15 protein-coding genes are annotated in these 17,332 nt (G+C 38.9%); 11 read left to right on the plus strand and 4 right to left on the minus strand.

All coding sequences use genetic code 11. The features are described 5' to 3' along the window. Positions 1-30: 30 nt before the first annotated feature. From HNP38_RS16195 to lon, 3 genes are all read right to left on the minus strand, one after another. Entirely contained in the window at positions 31-408 is a 378-nt protein-coding gene (locus HNP38_RS16195; protein WP_184191432.1) for a MauE/DoxX family redox-associated membrane protein, read from the minus strand. A 65-nt stretch (positions 409-473) separates the two neighbouring features. After that, complete coding sequence (locus HNP38_RS16200; RefSeq protein ID WP_184191434.1) at positions 474-1,586, minus strand: AI-2E family transporter; 1,113 nt, start codon at positions 1,584-1,586, stop codon at positions 474-476. An 84-nt stretch (positions 1,587-1,670) separates the two neighbouring features. Then, positions 1,671-4,076, minus strand: coding sequence for an endopeptidase La (lon, locus tag HNP38_RS16205; RefSeq protein ID WP_184191436.1), 2,406 nt, complete (start codon positions 4,074-4,076; stop codon positions 1,671-1,673). A 264-nt stretch (positions 4,077-4,340) separates the two neighbouring features. On the opposite strand from lon, the gene HNP38_RS16210 reads away from it, so the two are divergent. From HNP38_RS16210 to serS, 11 genes are all read left to right on the plus strand, one after another. Next, positions 4,341-6,491 carry a peptidylprolyl isomerase gene (locus HNP38_RS16210; protein ID WP_184191438.1) on the plus strand — a complete coding sequence of 717 codons (2,151 nt, stop codon included), beginning with the start codon at positions 4,341-4,343 and terminating at the stop codon, positions 6,489-6,491. 127 nt (positions 6,492-6,618) lie between these two features. Next, on the plus strand, positions 6,619-7,569 hold the full coding sequence (locus HNP38_RS16215; protein WP_184191440.1) for an MlaD family protein: 951 nt from the start codon (positions 6,619-6,621) through the stop codon (positions 7,567-7,569). A gap of 8 nt (positions 7,570-7,577) precedes the next feature. Next, positions 7,578-8,906 (plus strand): (Fe-S)-binding protein, encoded by a 1,329-nt coding sequence (locus HNP38_RS16220; protein ID WP_184191443.1) that lies wholly within the window; start codon positions 7,578-7,580, stop codon positions 8,904-8,906. Between the two features lie 13 nt (positions 8,907-8,919). Then, entirely contained in the window at positions 8,920-9,543 is a 624-nt protein-coding gene (locus tag HNP38_RS16225) for a hypothetical protein (protein ID WP_184191445.1), read from the plus strand. 46 nt (positions 9,544-9,589) lie between these two features. Beyond that, on the plus strand, positions 9,590-10,048 hold the full coding sequence (locus HNP38_RS16230) for a GNAT family N-acetyltransferase (RefSeq protein ID WP_184191448.1): 459 nt from the start codon (positions 9,590-9,592) through the stop codon (positions 10,046-10,048). Positions 10,049-10,068: 20 nt separating this feature from the next. Next, on the plus strand, positions 10,069-10,854 hold the full coding sequence (locus HNP38_RS16235) for a (Fe-S)-binding protein (RefSeq protein WP_184191450.1): 786 nt from the start codon (positions 10,069-10,071) through the stop codon (positions 10,852-10,854). A 72-nt stretch (positions 10,855-10,926) separates the two neighbouring features. Then, the gene (locus HNP38_RS16240; protein ID WP_184191452.1) at positions 10,927-11,415 is read left to right on the plus strand and encodes a hypothetical protein; all 489 of its coding nucleotides are present in this window, start codon (positions 10,927-10,929) and stop codon (positions 11,413-11,415) included. 91 nt (positions 11,416-11,506) lie between these two features. Beyond that, positions 11,507-12,640: a glycosyltransferase gene (locus HNP38_RS16245; protein WP_184191454.1), complete on the plus strand. Its 1,134-nt coding sequence runs from the start codon at positions 11,507-11,509 to the stop codon at positions 12,638-12,640. Beyond that, a complete protein-coding gene (locus HNP38_RS16250) occupies positions 12,637-13,890 on the plus strand; it encodes a polysaccharide biosynthesis C-terminal domain-containing protein (protein WP_184191457.1) in 1,254 nt (417 codons plus the stop codon). Before HNP38_RS16245 ends, HNP38_RS16250 begins: the two co-directional genes overlap by 4 nt. Positions 13,891-13,982: 92 nt before the next feature. Continuing rightward, positions 13,983-14,480: a hypothetical protein gene (locus HNP38_RS16255; protein ID WP_184191459.1), complete on the plus strand. Its 498-nt coding sequence runs from the start codon at positions 13,983-13,985 to the stop codon at positions 14,478-14,480. A gap of 67 nt (positions 14,481-14,547) precedes the next feature. Continuing rightward, positions 14,548-15,816: a serine--tRNA ligase gene (gene serS, locus HNP38_RS16260; RefSeq protein WP_184191461.1), complete on the plus strand. Its 1,269-nt coding sequence runs from the start codon at positions 14,548-14,550 to the stop codon at positions 15,814-15,816. Between the two features lie 90 nt (positions 15,817-15,906). Here serS and HNP38_RS16265 read toward each other — a convergent pair whose 3' ends face one another. Beyond that, positions 15,907-17,328 (minus strand): hypothetical protein, encoded by a 1,422-nt coding sequence (locus HNP38_RS16265; protein ID WP_184191463.1) that lies wholly within the window; start codon positions 17,326-17,328, stop codon positions 15,907-15,909. Positions 17,329-17,332 lie beyond the last annotated feature (4 nt).

The raw sequence follows: 17,332 nt of genomic DNA on the forward strand, positions 1-17,332 counted from the left end.
ATTCACTATTGACCATTCACATCAAAAGCATTAGCTTACCAGCGCACTGTATTTTTCTTTATTATCAATAATTACCCAAAGATTGATCAGTAAAAGAATTCCGGCAATTATCATTCCCATTGCAGATTTATCCAATGTAAAAACGTGAACCACAATTCCTACCATTACGGGTAAAATAACAATGGCTCCTAAGGCTCTTGTTTTTGGGAAAATAAATAATAATCCACCAATTATTTCTACAATTCCAACCAGGGGCATTAGCCAGCTGATTTCTCCAAAAGCAGCATACACTTTCATCTGTTCCGGAGTCATTTCCGGTGCGGGCATGTAAGTAATGAATTTGCTCAATCCGCCATTAATAAACATAAGCCCGAAAAGCAGGCACAGGATAAATTTTACAATTTTCATGAGAAATGGATTTTTATCAAATTTAAATAAAAATTTTATTGGTTTCTTTCCCAGTAAAGATATTTTTAATCCTTTTCCTTTAAAGTGATATTCTTTGAAATCTTATAGCTTTTTTTCTTTTTGTCAGGTTTTTCCTCTTCACCGAGTAATTTTCCCCACGGTTTAAGGCCTTCCACCCGTTCAAAAATTATCTTAATGATGGCAATTGCAGGAATGCACAGGAACATACCCGCAATTCCCCAAAGATGTTCCCCAATAATAATTCCTATAAAGGAAAATAAGGCGTTGATCTTTACTTTGGAACCCACTACAAAAGGAAGAACAATATTTCCGTCAATAATATGAACACCGATATAGCCGAGAACTACATAGATACAAGTGGCCGGTGTATCTGTGGCAAAGGCAATGAAGCAGGAGATCAAAAGGGCAATGCATATTCCCAGATAAGGAATTACATTCAGTAGCCCCGTTAAAACTCCCAGCAGAATAGCATATTTTACACCCAAGACAGAAAGGAAAACGGAAGTGAGGACAGACACGATAAGAACCTGGAGGCAAAGCCCGATGATGTATTTTTTGGTCATGACCCGAACCTCTGATACTACTTCCTGTACGCTGGCTTTATGTCTTTCATTGAAAACAGTTACAATGAAATTATTCAATACCCTCCTGTAATTTAAAATAAAGATGAAAAACAGTACAAAGAATACCATGAATCCGATGCCTGATGAAAAGATCCCGAAGGTAAATCCCAAGATCACTCCTGATGATGAAAGAAGCTTGTTCAGTCCCTGATCAAGATAATTAAGTTGTTCATCAATTTTAACATGGAATGTATCAGAAACCCACTCCTGGAGATTTTTGAAAACCACATCAAACTGCATTCTCAAATGAGGCAGGTCTTTACTGAAACTGGAAAACTGTGACCCGAAGAAATAGATAAGCCCCGTTAAAATGGCTGTCATGATCATTACGGAAGCCATGGTAGACAGAGACCTTGGTAATCTCAATTTTCTTTCCATAAACGTGGCAACAGGTAAAAACAGCATAGCCATTAAAAATGCCAGAAAGAAAGGGGCCAAAATGCTTTGACCCAATGCCAGAAGATACCCGATGCCTATGATCGAGATGACAACAAGGGTAAGCTTGACTAAGAAGGGTAATCTGAAGAAATTCATGCTAAAAATTATTCAGCATAAAAATAATAAAACCTCACCATTAATTGGATGAGGTTTTATTTTTATTGATGAGAAAAGTTATAATTATTTTTCAATGGCGATATCAATCACCTCCTCCATGCGATTTACGTAGTGTACTTTCAGATTCTTTAAGTAATCTTTTTTAATTTCTTCCACGTCTTTTCTGTTGGCCTCGCAAAGGATCACCTCTTTAATTCCTGCTCTGGTTGCGGCAAGAAGTTTCTCTTTAATTCCGCCTACGGGAAGCACTTTGCCTCTTAAGGTGATCTCACCCGTCATTGCAAGATGAGATTTTATTTTTTTATTTTTAAATGAAGAGACCATGGATGTCAGCATGGCAATTCCTGCAGAAGGCCCGTCTTTGGGGGTAGCACCTTCCGGAACGTGAACGTGTATGTTCTTCTTGTCCAGCTCTTCCTGATCTATACCCAGCTCGTCATGTTTTGCCTTGATGTACTCCAAAGCAATAGTGGCAGACTCTTTCATTACCGTTCCCAGATTACCGGTCATTGTAAGAGCACCTTTTCCATTGCTTAAAATGCTCTCGATAAACAGGATGTCTCCTCCTACACTTGTCCATGCCAGTCCTGTTACCACTCCCGGTACTCCGGTAATTTCAGACAGGCTTTTCGGCCTTGGTACTCCAAGGATCTCATCTGTTTTTTCAAGGGAGATTTTGGGGTCGTATTCTTTTAATAAGGCGGTTTGTAAGGCTACCCAGCGGGCAATGGATGCGATTCTCTTTTCCAGACTTCTTACTCCGCTTTCAGAGGTATGGGCTTCAATAATATGTTTAAGCTCAGCATTTCCCAGTTTGAATGATTTGGTGTCCAGTCCGGTTTCTTCCTGCTGCTTTTTGATAAGATGTCTTTTAGCAATCTCTATCTTTTCTTCCAGTGTATAGCCCGCGATCTGGATGATCTCCGTCCTGTCCAGAAGAGGGGTTTGTATCGTTGAAAGAGAGTTTGCCGTAGCAATGAACATCACTTTAGACAGGTCGTAGCCCATTTCTAAAAAATTATCATAGAAAGACTTGTTTTGTTCAGGGTCCAGAACTTCTAAAAGTGCAGAGCTCGGATCTCCGTGAAGTCCCTGTCCTATCTTATCGATCTCATCCAAAACAATAACGGGATTAGAGGTTCCGGATTTTTTTATGGACTGAAGAATTCTCCCGGCCATGGCTCCAATGTATGTTTTTCTATGCCCACGGATCTCGCTTTCATCATGAAGCCCTCCTAAAGACAATCTTACATACTTTCTGCCTAAAGCGTCAGCAATAGATTTTCCCAATGAAGTTTTACCCACACCCGGAGGCCCTACCAGCAGAAGAATAGGAGATTTCATGTTATTTTTCAGTTTTAGAACAGCCATGTGCTCCAAAATTCTTTTCTTGATATCTTCCAGTCCGAAGTGAGCCTTATCTAATATTTTTTCAGCTTTGGCAATATCAAAAATATCTTTGGTATAAGTTTCCCAAGGAAGATCGGTAAAGAAATCAAGGTAATTTCTCTGAACATTATAATCCGGAGAGTTGGGATTTTGGCGTTGTAGCCTGCCGATCTCCTTCTGGAAATGCTCTTCCACTTCGGAATTCCAAGGTTTGGTTCCTGCTTTTTTAATTAGATCTTCAACATCACTTTCCGGGCCGCCTCCCAATTCTTCCTGTATGGTCCTGATCTGCTGATTCAGAAAATATTCTCTCTGCTGTTTGTCAAGATCTTTTGAGGTTTTCTGATGAATCTGATTTCTTAATTCCAGCTTCCTGAAATCCTCATGCATCATTTCATAGCAAATATTGGCTCTTTCCATTAAGTTCTTCTCCTCAAGCAGTTTTTGCTTATCGGGAGAGGAGAAATTGGAATTTGTGCAGACGAAATTTAACAGATCATCATTGCTGTTGATATTTTTTATGGCAAAATTGGCGGCATTGGGAATATTCGGATCAAGCTCAATGATTTTTAGTGCCAGATCTTTGATGTTTTCCAGCAATGCTTCATATTTTTCCTTATCCTTAGGTTTGGTATCCTTTAATTTAGAGATTTCAGCTTTAAAATAAGGGCTGGTTTCAATAATTTTTTTAATCTTAAACCGGTGGAACCCTTTGGTAATTGCTGTAATATTGCCCTCAGGAAGTTTGATGATCTTGATGATCTTGGCCAAAGTCCCTGTCTGGTAAAGGTCTTTTTCGCCAGGTTGTTCCAGATCCGAGTTTTTCTGGCTCACGATCCCGATAAGGTCTCCATTTTTCTGAGCTTCTTCAAGGAGCTGTATAGATGTTTTCCTGCCTGCTGTGATAGGGATCACAACATTGGGGAACATCACCATGTTTCTTACGGGAAGTATAGGGAATATTTTTTGTTCAGAGTTTTTTTTACTTTCCGAAAGATCGGAAAGATTGATTTCTTCTGCGACAATATCAAATCCGTCATTGATCATTTCCTCTAAACTAATATCTTCAAATTCTGTCATAATTAAATAAAATGACAAATTGTCATTTCAATTTTAAATCGTTAAAGTGGTATTTTATAATAATATGTTTGAAGAACAACATTCATATCATATTATCTTATAGAGCACAAGACTTATGCCATTTGTTTTTTTATAAAAAATATGGTCAAAATTTCCTTTTTTATATAATTTGAATTTTAAAACGTTAAAATATGGAACTTCGATTTCTGTAATTTCTTAAAAATGTGTATTTTCGCAAACTGATAAAAAACTATAATATATAAAATGGCAATTTTAGGACAGATTAGGAATAGACCTTGGCTTTTGATGGGAGTAATTGCGTTGGCACTTTTAGCCTTCCTGGTGAATCCTGACAGTATTGAAAAGGTTTTTGGTAAAAATCCTGATGTTTTTGGAAAAGTGAACGGTGAAAAAATTACCCGCGAAGAGTTCAATGATCAGCTTTTCGTACTTCAGCAGCAGGCTGAGCAGCAGGGCCAGCCTAAGTCAGGTCTTGAAGAACAGGCCTGGCAGCTATTGGTACAATCTAAGCTTATCAAGCAGCAGTTTGAGAAAATGGGCTTTGAAATGACGGAAGATTACTTCTGGAATCAGATCCAGTATGACCAGCTTTTTGCACAAAACCAGCAGTTCTTTGATGAAAAAGGAAATTTTAAGACCCAGGAGCTTAAAAAACAAATTGAAGATTTAAAAAATGCTAGCCCGGAAGGTTACAACCAATGGTTGAAATCCAGAAAAGCCATCGAATACAGGCTGATGGCCAGACAGGTATTTACTAATCTTTCAGCAGGGATCACAACTGGTAAAAAAGAAGCTGAAGAATTAATGAAGGAGAGAGACCAGCTTGCTGATATTGATTTTGTTAAAGTTGACTATGCTGCGTATCTTCAGAAAACCAAAATAAATGTAAGCACGGAAGATCTTGCAAACTATATCAAGCAGCATCCGGTAATGTTCAAAACTGAACCTAGCAGAAATATAGGTATTGTATATTTTCCTTCTAAGCCAAGTGCGGCAGATGATGCGGCAGCTCAGAAAGAGATCACTAAATTATTCTCAGGAGGTACGGATGCAAGCGGCGGAAAAGAGAATTTCCAGAATACAACCAACGACTCTATGTTTGTGATGGCCAACTCTGATATGCCTTTCAGCGATCAGTATTTTAAGCCTAATCAATTGCCACAAACGATACAGGGACAGATAGCTACAGCTGCAGTAGGACAAACTTTCGGACCATATAAAGAACAGAACTTCTATGTAGTATCTAAGCTTTTAGGTAAAAAAGCTACGGACTCTACACTATCTAAGCATATCCTGATCGCATATAAAGGAGCGGAAAGGTCTACAGCAACAAGAACTAAAGAGCAGGCAAAAAAGATTGCAGACAGCCTTTTAGCGTCCATCAAAGCTAATCCGGCAGCATTCGCAAACGGACTTAAGCTTTCTGATGAACCTAATGCTGTTGAAAGAAACGGTAGTGTGGGATGGACAACTCCTGAAAGTCAGTTTGCACCAGGATATCTGAACTTCCTGGCAAGCAACGCGAAAGGTTCTACAGGATTGGCAGAAACTCAATTCGGATACCATATCATCAATGTAGAGGATAAAAAAGCAGGGGCAATGGGATATAAAGTAGCCCATTTAGTGAAAGCAGTGAAGCCTTCTGAAGCTACAGAAGCTGAAACAGATAAAAAAGCAAGAAGATTTATCCAGCAGATACAGGGGAAATCTTTCAACGATTTTGCAAATATTGCTAAAAAGTCAAACTATCAGTTTTCTAATCCTAAATCAGCTAAAAGATTTGATGGTCAGCTGCAAGGTTTAGGAACAGATAAGGATTCTGAGATCCTTACCTGGGCTTTTGATAAGAAAAGATCAAAAGGAGATACAGAATTCTTTACGGTAGACGGAACAGGAGATAAAATAGTGGTTTACCTGAACGGAAAGCAGGAGAAAGGTCTTGCAGATCCGGAATCTGTAAGAGACCAGATCGAAGTTCTTGTTAAAAATAAAATGGCTGCAAAGCAGATCTCTGATAAGATTGCTGCCGCTAAAGCATCAGGTCTTGATCAGGTGGCTAAAATGTTTGCCACAACAAAACAGTCTGCACAGGTTAATATCTTAAATCCTTCGGTAGCAGGGGCTATGGAGCCTAAGGTAGCAGGAGCTGCATTTGGCCTTGCAAAAGGTAAGGTTTCCAATCCGGTTGAAGGAGGAACAGGAGTATATGTTCTTGTTAAAAAGAACGAAACAGTTAACAAGCAGCCTGGAGATCTTAAGCAGTTCACAGAATCCGTTTCCCAGAGAAATGCCGGAATGTTTGGTCAGGCGTGGATGAAGAGCTTGCAGGATAATGCAGATATCGAAGATTACAGAATCGAGATCTGGGGTAAGATCGGAACACAACAGCAATAAAAAATTAAATTTTATTCATATAAAAGCGGCAGAATTTTTGCCGCTTTTTTTGTATTTAACGCAGAGCAATAAAGAAAAACATTAATTTAAAATGTATTATATTTGCTTATTAGAAAAAATTTAGCAAGTGAAGTTCAGTAAAGAATTAAAGGCTGGTGTAATCGCACTTTTAGCTATTGTAGGTTTTGTATTATTATTCCAATTTATGAAGGGCAAAAGCCTTTTTACTACCGATAATATATTCTATGCAAAATATGATAATGTAGAAGGATTAGCACAGTCTTCCCCTGTTTCCATTAATGGACTGAAGGTAGGGCAGGTAGATAAGATCATTCCTCAGACCACAAAAGACGGGAAAATCCATTTTATAGTAAAAATTACTGTTGATAATAATTTTGAATTTTCAAAAAAATCTACCCTTGAGATCTTCGAACCCGGGTTAATGTCCGGAAAAGAAATGAGGGTAAACCTTGCCTATGGAGGAGCAACGGCCAAAGACGGGGATACTTTGGAAGGTGCTTTCAAATTATCCATGATGAACAGCCTTTCTTCTCAGGTAGGCCCTGTGAAAGACCAGTTACAGGTAGTTTTACACAGAGTGGATTCTTTAATGGCGAATGCCAATCAGATCGTAGATGAGCGAAACAGGGCAGAGATCAGGGCATTGCTTACCAACCTTAACAAAACCGTGGGTGCACTGGAAACTACGGCAGGAAATGTAAACACACTGGTGGGGCATAATGATCCGAAGCTTCAAAAAGTTCTGGATGACGCAAGCGTTACCATGCAGAGTGGAAAAACGACACTGGATAAATACGGAAATCTGGCAGAAAGCATTGATACCAAGAAGCTGAATGCTACAATCGCAAGTCTGGACGCTACAGTTGGAAAACTTAATCAGGTGATCGGTGGAATAGACAACGGACAGGGAAGCTTAGGAAAACTGATGAAAGATGAGCAGCTTTACAATAACCTGAATTCAGCTTCTACTAACCTGAATTCATTGATTGAGGATATGAAGGCTAATCCGAAGAGATATATCAACTTCTCAGTTTTTGGTAAGAACAATAAAGACTAAATAACCTTATGCAGTATATCGATAACATCATTTTCCTTGTTTTATTGGTTGCGGGTTTCGGATTGTTTGCCAAAAGCCTGCAGAAGATCTATAGGAACATCAGGGTAGGAAGGAAAATCAACCGCAGTGACAGAAAACCGGAACGTTGGAGCACTATGGCAAGAGTGGCCATGGGACAGAGTAAGATGGGAAAACGTCCTGTTGCGGGTATCTTGCACCTTTTTGTTTACGTCGGATTTGTGATCATTAATATAGAACTTATTGAGATCATTGTTGACGGATTATTCGGGACACACCGTTTCTTGGCCTCCATAATGGGATATGGTTTTTATAATTTTTTCACGGCTACTTTAGAGGTATTAGCCCTGTTAGTAGTCATTGGTGTTGTGATATTTTTTATCCGAAGAAATTTTTATGGGGTTAAGAGATTAACAATGAAAGAGCTTTTCGGATGGCCAAGACAGGACGCCAACTGGATCCTGATCATTGAATTTGCCCTGATGATGGCTTTCTTCACCATGAACACCTCAGACTGGGTTTTACAGCAGAGAGGATTGTTGTCCGAGCATGGAAGTTTCCCGATCAGCTCAACCGTTTTTGCGCCTTTATTCAACAGCTTTGGAGACGGAACTCTGTTTTTTGCAGAAAGAGCGGCATGGTGGTTCCACTTTGTGGGGATTTTATTCTTCATGAACTATCTTTATTACTCTAAACATTTACATATTATTTTAGCATTCCCGAGCACTTGGTATGCTAATCTGGAAAAGAAAGGGAAATTCAACAATTTAGAGTCCGTTACCAAAGAAATTAAATTAATGATGGACCCTAATGCAGATCCGTATGCTGCACCTGCCGAAGGAGCAGAGGCAGAAGCCCCTTCGAAATTCGGGGCAGAAGATATATTTGACCTGAACCAGGTTCAGCTGCTGAATGCCTATTCATGTACGGAATGCGGAAGATGTACATCTGTTTGCCCGGCCAATATTACCGGGAAGAAACTTTCCCCAAGACTGATCCTTATGAAAACAAGAGACCGTTTGGAAGAAGTAGGAAGAAATATCGACAAGAACGGAAAATTCGTAGATGACGGCAAAAAGCTGCTGAACGATTATATTACAAAAGAGGAACTTTGGGCATGTACTACCTGTAATGCCTGTACAGAAGCATGTCCTGTATTGCTGGACCCGCTTTCCATCATTTTTGAAATGAGAAGATTCCTGGTGATGGAACAGTCGGCTGCTCCGCAGGAACTGAATCTGATGATGACGAATGTGGAGAATAATGCCGCGCCGTGGCAGTATAACCAGGCAGATCGTTTGAACTGGGCTAATGATTAATGGTTAAAAAAAGATGAAAAAGCTGTTTTTTGTTTTTGTACTGTTTTCGTATAGTTTTCTGATCGCACAATCTGCGGATCAGAAAAAAATTCTTGAAGACTCTCAATCCTTTATGACTTTACTTAAGGATAAAAATTATGATGAAATATTAAACCTTACTCATCCTGCGATTTTTGATAAAATAGACAAGGAAACCATGATCAGCGGTTTCAAAGCGTTGCTTGCAGGGAATGAAGAGTTCAAAATAGAGATCACAGATCCGGATAAGAATGCATTTAATGTTTCTGAGGTTTTCACAACAAAGGAAAAGACCAGATATGCGTTCTGTACTTATCCGATGACAATGAAAATGACTTTCCTGAAAGAAAAATTTGATGATGAGAAAAAGAAAATGATGACCGGGATGATGGAAATGCAGGGAATGAAATCAAAGTTTCTGGATGACAGCACCCTTGAGCTGAGTAAAGAAAGTATGATCATCGCTATTAATGATGAGTCTACCGGAAATGTCTGGAAGTATGTGAACTATGATGAAACCAATTTTTTATTTGCCTCGATAATGCCGGTAGAAGTGATGGAGAAGGCTAAGGAATATTATGCAGATTTTTTAATTCAACAAAAAGAACAGGCAAAATAACAGCGAAACTGCTGTTAAAAGAAGATCATTGGAAGATTTTATAAAAATGACTGAAATAGTAGGATATAGAAAAGATTGGGCACCCTATTTTAAACAGTTCAATATGGATTGGCTGGAAAAATATTTTGTAGCAGAAGCCTATGATATAGAAGTACTTTCCAATCCTGAAAAATATATCATGGAAAAGGGGGGTGATATTTATTTTATTACAGAAGGCGGAATTCCCAAAGGAACCGTTGCTTTAATGTACAATGAATATGGCGAGTTAGAACTTACTAAAATGGGAGTTGATGAATCTGCACAAGGAAAAGGATATGGCAACCTGCTGATTCAGCATTGCATAGAGAAAGCCAAAGAAATGGGAGCTAAAGACCTTATTTTGTATTCAAATACTAAATTGTCTCCTGCCATTCATTTGTATAAAAAGTTTGGCTTCTCTGAAGTTCCGGTGGAAAAATCGGAATATGCCCGCTGTAATATTAAAATGATTAAGAATCTTTTATAATCCAAAATTACTTAATAGAAATGGATTTCAATATAAAAACAATGGCAGAATATGCTGCCGAAGGAAAATCACCGGAAGTTTTGTTTTGGGTGGGCTGTGCCGGAAGTTTTGATGACCGTGCCAAGAAGATTACAAAAGCATTTTGCAAGATACTGAATAAAATTGGGGTTGAATTTGCTGTATTGGGACAGGAAGAAAGCTGTACGGGAGACCCGGCGAAGCGTGCCGGAAACGAATTTGTTTTCCAGATGATGGCGCTGACCAATATCGAGATCCTTAACGCGTATGAAGTAAAAAAGATTGTGACGGCCTGTCCTCATTGTTTCAATACGCTTAAAAACGAATACCCGAACCTGGGAGGAAACTATGAAGTATTGCACCATACCCAGTTCCTGAAAAACCTGATGGAAGAAGGCAGGCTGAAAATAGAAGGAGGTGCTTTCAAAGGAAAGAAAATCACGTTCCATGATCCCTGCTACCTGGGAAGAGCCAATGATGAATATGAAGCTCCGAGGATCCTTCTGGAAAAATTAGACGCTGAGCTTGTAGAAATGAAACGTTGTAGAACCAATGGTTTATGCTGTGGAGCAGGAGGTGCCCAGATGTTTAAAGAGCCTGAAAAAGGAAATAAGGATGTCAATATAGAAAGAACGGAAGAAGCTTTGTCTTTTGAACCTAAAGTGATCGCTACGGGATGCCCGTTCTGCAATACAATGATGACGGACGGGGTAAAACACTTCAATAAGAATACGGAAGTGGCTGTAAAAGACATCGTGGAACTTCTTGCAGAAGCAGAAGATTTATAATATTGAATTAAAAGATTAAGGAATTCAGATATTCCTAATTGCTTAATCTCTAAATCTCTTAATTTTATTAAAATGAAGATCGAAGAATCAAACATAGTAGAAACCAGCGATTACAGGATCATTATCTATCCTGCTTCAAGGCCTTTTACAACCAGAGAGGCAAAGACCATTACAGAAAAATTATTTGATTTTCTGGCCACCTGGGCAGCGCACGGAAAAGCACTTTCATCATCATTTAAAATTGAAAAAAATCAGTTTATCATCATCTGTGTAGATGAAGAAAAAGAAATGGCCTCAGGGTGCAGCATTGATGCTTTGGGAAAGGTGATGAGAGAAATTGATGAAGAATACCAGCTGGGGTTATTCGACAGGATGAAAGCCAGCTATGTGGAAAACGGAGAAGTAAAAACACTGAAGCTTCAGGATTTTAAAGCTAAACTTAGAAATGGAGAATTATCAAAGGATATAGAAGTTTTTGATTTTTCTAAAAATACTTATCTGGACTTTTTAAGCCATTTTCTTCTGCCGTTGGATAAAAGCTGGGCAGCTTCCATTAAGTAATTTATTTTACCCATAATAAAAACAGAAAGTGGAACGTGATTTCCACTTTTTTTGTTTTTAAAGTATATTTGTAGAGAACCGGATGAAAATAATGTCTAAAATACTCTTTTTAACCACTTCGCACAGCTATAATGATGATAGGATCTTTTATCATCAGGCGAAAGAACTTGCAAAACAGGGTTACGAAGTGAAAATATGCAGTCTTTCAGCGGAATATAAAGGAAGTATTGACGGCATTGAGATTGAATCCTATTCGATCATTGATGAAAGCATCGCATTGAAAATGAAAACCCTTCAGGAAGCCTGCCAACGTTTTCAGCCGGATTGTGTCATCTGTTCCGAACCCTTGGCTGTAGTCGCTGCAAAACAGATCAGAAAGGAGAAAAAGATCAGTATTATCTATGATATCACAGAATGGTATCCTTCTATGAGGATGGTTGAAAGATACCCGTTTTTTTTGAAGTTCATCCATGCCATAAGGTTTTTCCTGATCCAGTTATATGCAGGGTATTTAAGTACCCATTTTATTTTCGGGGAGTACACCAAAAGATTTCCTTTAGCTTATGTTTTCCCCTTCAAAAAAAGGATTATTTTGCCTTATTTTCCTGATGACAGCTATATCCATACGAATATCAGGAAGCTGGATCCGGGTAAAATAACACTGTGTTATACCGGGCAGATGTCAGAAGAAAAAGGTATCGGGAATTTCTTTGAAGCGGCTGACCGGCTGCGTAAAAAACAACCGGGATTACGAGTTGATATTCTCCTGATAGGAAGTGCCAGAAAAAAGAAGGACGAAGAATATTTTTCAAAGCTGCTGGCTCAGTATGCCTGGGAAAATATCAGGATTGAAAGACCGGCTTCCTTTGAAACATTTACCCACGCCTATTCAGATGCGGATATCTGTTTTGATCTGAGAGAACTGAACTATGAGAATGATCACTGTCTGCCGATCAAGATATTTTATTATGCAGCTTCGGGAAAACCTGTTATTTACACAGATCTAAAGGCAACCAGGAAGCACGTAGATGTCTCTGAATTCGGGTTTTTAGTAGATCCCAAAGATCCGGATTCCATTGCAGAGATTATTTCGGCATATATTGCAGATCCGGAATTGTATCATACCCACGCCTGCAATGCCCGTGAGGAGTATGAGAAAAAGTACAACTGGAATATCATACGGAATTCATTCACTGACTTCGTCCAACAAGCCTTAAGAAGATGAAGCAAAAAACGATCCTTACAACTTTTATTTCCCGGTTTTTAATATTGATATTAAATTTCGGATTGGTCATATATTCTACCAATATGTGGGGAAGCGGGGGAAAAGGAGTGATTTCTTTGGTTATTGCTGACCTTACGATCATAGGGTTTTTCAGTAATATATTCGTAGGCAGCAGTGTGGTCTATTTTGCCTCAAAATATAAAACGGAACAGATATTCCTGTATGCTTATTTATGGTCTGTTTTAGTAGGGATTTTTATCCCTGTTATTTTTAGCTTCATCCGCCCGATGGAGTATCTTTATCACCTTATCGGATTATCGCTTTTAACGTCGCTTCTTACGGCTAATATAGGATTGTTTGTAGGACAGCAGAATATCCGGATGTTTAACCTGTATACCATTTTGCAGCAGGTCGTCCATATTGTTTTTATTGTAGCGGTTATTTATATCGTTAAAATTACATCAGTAAAGGCCTACTTTATCGCACAGATAGCAGGATATGCTTTGTTATTTCTTATCAGCGCTTTTCAGTTGCTGCGTCACTGCGATATTTCCAATATATCATTTTCTAAAAAGATCAGGAATACCATGTTCGATTATGGCTGGAAGATACAGTTAAGTACTTTCCTGCAGTTTTTGAATAACAGGCTGTCCTTTTATTTTTTAGAATACTTTAAAGGCATTATAAGTGTAGGGATCTTTTCCATCGGAATTGCATTTTCTGAGGCGATATGGACGGTCAGCAGAAGCTTATCCCTGGTTTTATATTCAGATCTTGTCAATAGTAAAAATTCTAATGATGCGATCGGGAAGACCAAGGTCTCATTGAAAATAAGTTTTTTTATTACGTTGTTATTCATTATTGTGCTTCTGGTATTGCCTGCGCAGTTCTATGTGCTGATATTTGGAAAAGATTTTCAGGAGACAAAAAAGATTACCTTACTATTATCTCCCGGGATTTTAGCCGTAGCGGTAAGCAACGTGGTCGGCTATTATTTTGCGGGAATGAATAAACTGAGAATCCTGAATGTTAAATCCATGATAGGGCTTGCTTTTACTATCGTATCGTCTTTTTATGTCATTCCGCGTTGGGGGATCTCCGGAGCCTGTATTGTGACCTCTGTTTCCTATTGCTTATCATCGGCATTATTATTCTGGAGGTTTTATCAGATAACGGAATTCCGCATCCGGGATTTTATTATTTCAGGAACCGAGTTTCAGATATTGTGGGGTAAATTATGGAGGAAATAAAATATGCTTAGACATCCGTAATGTAAAAAAACAGGGTTTAGGTTCCCTGTAAATAGTAGAGAGAATTAAAATAAGTTTTTATCTTTGCCTGAATGAGGAATATTGTATTTGGAATACTGGTTGTTTTTTTTGCATTTCTAAGCTGTAGAAATGATGAGGATTCTTTGCAGAAAATAGATCAGATATTTAATCTTTATATCAAAGACGGCGCAGGCAAGGATTTGCTCAATACGGGCAAGCCCGGTTCTTTTTCCTATTCTATGAACGATACTTTCGGGAATACGGTGACAGCTCCTGTGAGCAGCTCTCTTAAGATGACTTCGGACTCCGTGTATTATATAGAATATATTGCCGGAGCGAAAAGAAGAACACTGGATTCGATAAGCCCGGATAACAGGACCTATCATTCCAAAATAGCATTGGAGCTGAAAAGAACTGTAAATAATGTTGCCGATACCATTAATGATACACTGGAAATTCAATACGAATGGACGCCATCGGTCTTTCAGGTCTCAAAAGTATATTATAACCATGAGCTTAAATTTACAAAGGAACCCGGGGCACCCAATGTCGTTACTGTCATAAAATAATTTTAAATTTGCAAATCTGTCAGCATTAGTGAATGACTGACAATCTAATAACTAACATCTCAATACAATGTTACAAGTCAATTTTTTACGCGAAAACAAAGAACGCGTTTTAGAAGGTCTGAAAAAAAGACAATTCAAAAATCTTGAGTTGGTAGACGAGGCTATTGCTACTGACGACGAAAGAAAAAAAATCCAGTTTGAATTAGATTCACAGCTTTCCGAAGTCAACAAGATCTCCAAAGAGATCGGGCTTTTGATGAAAGAAGGAAAAAAAGAAGAGGCTGAATCTGCAAAATCTAAAACAGCGCAATATAAAGAGTCGAGTAAAGAATTACAATCCCAACTGGATGTACAGGAAAAAAAATTATTAGATATTCTATATCAGCTTCCGAATATCCCTGGCGAGCAGGTAAAAAACGGAGCCTCTGCTGATGATAATGAGATCGTATATCAGTCTCATGATGTTGAAGGATTGGGGGAAGGGGCTATTCCTCATTGGGAGCTTGCCAAAAAATATAGCCTTATCGATTTTGAGCTCGGAGTGAAGATTGCGGGAGCAGGATTTCCTGTCTATCTGGGAAAAGGAGCAAGATTGCAGCGTGCATTAGTTCAGTATTTTTTAGATAAGAATGTGGATGCGGGATACCTGGAAGTAAATCCTCCTCATGTAGTAAATGAGGCATCCGGTTACGGAACAGGACAGCTGCCTGATAAAGAAGGCCAGATGTATTATATCGGTGCAGACGATCTGTATCTGATCCCTACCGCAGAAGTTCCCGTAACGAATTTATACCGGGATGTTTTATTGGAAGAAAAAGAGCTTCCGATCAAAAATACGGCATTCTCACAATGTTACAGAAGAGAAGCTGGGAGTTACGGTGCCCATGTAAGAGGCCTGAACCGTCTTCACCAGTTTGAAAAAGTAGAGATTGTAAGGATCGAGAAGCCGGAAAATTCTTATGCAGTTTTAGATGAAATGGTAGAGCATGTAAAAGAAATTCTGACAGATCTTGAACTGCCTTTCAGAATACTGAGACTTTGCGGCGGCGATATGGGTTTTGCCTCTGCCATGACCTATGACTTTGAAGTATGGAGTGCCGCCCAGGAAAAATGGCTGGAAGTGAGCTCTGTTTCCAATTTCGAAACCTTCCAGGCCAACCGTTTGAAATGCCGTTATAAGACTGATGGAAAATCTCAGCTGGTACACACCTTAAATGGCTCCGCAATGGCGCTTCCGAGGATTATGGCTGCCCTTCTGGAAAATAACCAGACCGCAGAAGGAATTAAGCTTCCTAAAAAGGTGGCAGAATATGCAAAATTTGATGTGATTAGTTAATTGCTTCCTCATATTAGCCTGAATTCAGGTTATGCTAAAATAAATCCCCGCCGGCAAAGCCGGCGGGGATTATTGTTTATTTTGATCAATTTATTTGCCCTCAAAATTCTCGATAGCAATAATGCTTGCCTGATTTCCGTTAAAAGTCCTCGGAATCAGTAATGTTTTGGTATCTGCCCGGTAAAGCACTCCCTGGCCATACGCATCACCCGCTTCATAATACGGGTCTTTGGATGTATTTGGTGGAAGTGAGTTCAGGATTTTCATGCCCGGATTTTCAAGATCGATGAGATTCATGCCAAATGCACCGCCGTTCTTTACAATATAGTTCCCTTTCACATTAATAATCCCGAAAGAATGAATATCCGGACTGGCCGGTCTTTTCTGGTACTCCAGTTTTGTTACGGATTCTATAGTACCGGTAGTATTTAAAACAACCATTCTTGGGTCCCCTGCACGATAAAAGGTTTCATCAAACGTCATGGTTCCCATAGGGGATTTTACTTTTCGTGTTCCGGAGTCTATTTTGCTTTCGGTAAACAGGTAGATCTTGTCACCGCTTAAATAAGTGTACGGGATGTATACATCAGCGATCTTGGTCCCGTCATTATAGTCCTTGATCACATTGTTGGAAATGATCTTTCCTTCCTGAATATCATAAAGCATCAGGTTCTCAAAATCACTGGCATTGAACTTCACTGCTTTCGGTGTACTGTTAAACGCTAATAAATAATCCTGCGAACCCATAGAAACTACGGTCTCACTGATCACTTTCATTTTTTCCGTGAAGAATTTCTCTTCCTGCCCGGAAGGAGTTACAAAAAGAAGCATTGCATTTTGAGAAACGGATCTTAACAATCCTACATTTCCCGAATTGGTCACAAAGAAGTCCGTATCAGAGCTTCCCGCTTCTGCCGTTACCTGTTTGCTCCATGCAGATTTAAGGCTTCCGGAATCAATAACGTTGATGTCAATTTTTTCAGGTTCCTTTCTTGGAGAGTGATTATAAAAAACCACAGCTCCATATCTTCCGTTCTCAGACTTCTCGAAGTAGGTGGTTCCTGATTTCATCGTAGATTCAATAGGATAGGAGACCAATAATTCATCGGTAAATGCCGATGTAGATTTATCGAAAATCACCTTATAGATGTCTTTCTTTTTTAATTTTCCGGCATAGGTCTCCGTAATAAAAACAATCTTGTTCCCGGACTCAAAGCTTCCCAGATAATTGATAGGTGCATATTTTTCCATTTGAGGCATCTCATGGGAAAAAGTTTCCTTCAGGTTGTTTGAGTTATCGAATTTTCTGATGTAAATGGTATTGTTACTTCGGATACTGTTTTCGTTGGTACTGCTTTGCAGATAATAACTGTTATTGTCACCTGCTACAAGTTTGACATCTTTTTCCTGCTCGGGATCAAAATCAAACTTGTTCCCATATTTATATTGTGTTTGGGCAAAAGCAACTGCTGAAGCACAGAATGCTAATACCGTAAATATTTTAAATTTCATAGTT

Source organism: Chryseobacterium defluvii (genome assembly GCF_014204415.1).
Taxonomy (GTDB): Bacteria; Bacteroidota; Bacteroidia; order Flavobacteriales; family Weeksellaceae; genus Chryseobacterium; species Chryseobacterium defluvii_A.